This window comes from Neisseria iguanae (assembly GCF_003013245.1).
Classification (GTDB): Bacteria; Pseudomonadota; Gammaproteobacteria; order Burkholderiales; family Neisseriaceae; genus Neisseria; species Neisseria iguanae.
The window spans coordinates 1-2,115 of the sequence record NZ_PXYY01000159.1 but is presented as its reverse complement, the minus strand read 5'-3'; the positions used below and the strand labels follow the sequence as shown (position 1 = coordinate 2,115).

Here is a 2,115-nt window from a genome sequence, read left to right as displayed (position 1 = left end):
GTCTTATCAGTCTTTGCTGTATTTTCGAGATGTCCTTGATAGAGACTGACTACCGGTAACAGGTTGGGGAGCAGGTGGAAGCCCTGCGCTAAGATTAACGGTTTAAAGGCCGTCTGAAATGGTTCAGACGGCCTTTACTTTAAGGAATAAAGATGAGAACGAAACGAACTATCTGCAAAGGTAGACCGCCCGATAAGTGGAAAAGGCAGCATTATTTGGCGTGCACGCATTCATTGAACAGCCGTTCCAAAATCTATTATCTGATGTATTGCAACGTGCTGAAAAAGGTACGGGACAATTGTTTGAAGATAGTTGTTTTCGGTAGCCGGTATGTATCACTCAATGGCGAACGTATTCGCTATGCAGATAGCGAACAGGTTGTAAACCGTAACGATTGGACAAAACCAGTATAAGTAGGGGTACTCTTACTATTTTTATCTTTAGAAAGGAAACATCATGAAAGCAATGCGTAAACCGGTAAAAGAGTTTGTGGTAGGTACTTATCAGAGCCGTAAGGCCGCAACCAAACAGGTTGATTTGCTGATGCGGCGAAACGGCAAATTATGCGCCAATATCGTGCAGACGGGTACGAAGTTTCAGGTAAAGGCGATTGTATGGCAATAGAAAAACCGCTTTCTTTCAAAAGCGGCTTTTCAGGAGAAATGGATAATCTCTCGTAGGGGTACGGTGATTATCCTTTTTTTCGTCTTTCAATGCAATATCTGTTCCGATGTGGAACGTGTGGGAGGGTAAAAATGAAGAAGTCTTTATTGGCTGTGGCGGTGATGGTGGCCGCTGTTCCGGCGGCGTATGCTGGTGATTTGCTGACCGGTGATGTGCGGCTGGCTTGTGAAGTGGTTTTATGCCTTTCTTCGGGTGACCGCCCGGGCGAGTGTGCGCCGTCTATCAAACGCTACTTTTCTATCAAACATAAAAAGTTGTCGGACACCGTCAAAGGCCGTCTGAATTTTTTAAATTTGTGTCCGGCAAGCAAAGAGGAAAATATGCCGCAACTGGTTAATGCCATTGCCAACGGTGCAGGCCGTTGTGATGCGGCTGAATTGAACCGTGTGATGCGTGCCACTTATACCACGCAAAAATGTTATTACCGTTCGCAAAAGGCCGGTGGCCGCTATTGTACGGACACTAAAGTAACGTATGTCCGCAATGCCTACCCTAGCTATTGCAAGGCGTATTTTGACCACGGTTGGACGACTGCGGCCGATTCGGTGCGCTATGCCGGCGAAGAGAAAAACGGCGGCAAATGGGTTGATGTACAGTAAGTTCACTCCTGCTTGAGTATGTGGCATAAATGCCGAGCAGCTTAACGGCAGTCCTACGGGGCTGCCTTTTTTACAAACGAAAGCCTGTTTCAAACAAGCAGGCTTCTTTTTGTGAAAAGTGTCCAATAACGAATACGAAAGGTTATGCCATGAAAGAAGTTCATTTTATTGCCCAAGGTAAGGGCGGTGTCGGTAAATCGACTATCTCCGCGTTTCTCGCCGATTATCTGAAAACCCATTCTGAAATGCCGGTTTGGTGTTTCGATACCGACCCGGTAAACCCGACTTTCAGCCGTTATCAGAGCTTGCAGCCGGAAATCATCAAGATTCTGACGGAAGCCAACAACATTGATTCCCGCTTTTTTGACTGTCTGATTGAGCAGTTGGTTGAAAAAGACGGTGTCGGTGTGATTGACAACGGCGCGGCTACTTTCGTGCCGCTGATGTCTTATCTTGCGGAAAACGAAGTACCGGCTTTCTTGGCTGAAAACGGTGTCCGCATGGTAATTCATATCCCATTGAGCGGCGGCCAAGCCCTGAATGACTGCTTGACCGGTTTGTCGCAAACATTGAATGCACTTCAGGCTGATGTGGTGGTATGGCTAAACGACTTTCAGGGCAGCATCGAACAAGACAGCAAAGGCTTTGCCGAATTTAAGGTATATCAGCAAAACAAAGACCGTATCAGCGGCATTGTCCATATCGTGAACCGCAACCCTGATACATTCGGCGCGGACATTAAAAAAATGACCAGCGCGAATCTGACCTTGAGCGAAGCCCAATCTTCGGAATTGTTCGGCCTGATGCCGCGCCAACGCTTGCGCACGGTGCA

At 47.3% G+C, this 2,115-nt stretch carries 3 protein-coding genes; all 3 read left to right on the top strand.

Annotation, left to right across the window (positions count from 1 at the left end):
• The first annotated feature begins 456 nt into the window (after positions 1-456).
• A complete protein-coding gene (locus C7N83_RS15045) occupies positions 457-624 on the top strand; it encodes a hypothetical protein (protein ID WP_170064930.1) in 168 nt (55 codons plus the stop codon).
• Between the two features lie 131 nt (positions 625-755).
• The gene (locus C7N83_RS13685; RefSeq protein ID WP_106743266.1) at positions 756-1,283 is read left to right on the top strand and encodes a TrbM/KikA/MpfK family conjugal transfer protein; all 528 of its coding nucleotides are present in this window, start codon (positions 756-758) and stop codon (positions 1,281-1,283) included.
• 149 nt (positions 1,284-1,432) lie between these two features.
• Positions 1,433-2,115, top strand: a 683-nt coding sequence (locus tag C7N83_RS13680) for a nucleotide-binding protein (RefSeq protein ID WP_106743265.1), incomplete at its 3' end; no start/stop codon positions are given.

Excerpts from the sequence above, each read along its gene's own strand:
- C7N83_RS15045 (WP_170064930.1), top strand. The coding sequence starts at position 457 with ATGAAAGCAATGCGTAAACCGGTAAAAGAGTTTGTGGTAGGTACTTAT.
- C7N83_RS13685 (WP_106743266.1), top strand. The coding sequence starts at position 756 with ATGAAGAAGTCTTTATTGGCTGTGGCGGTGATGGTGGCCGCTGTTCCG.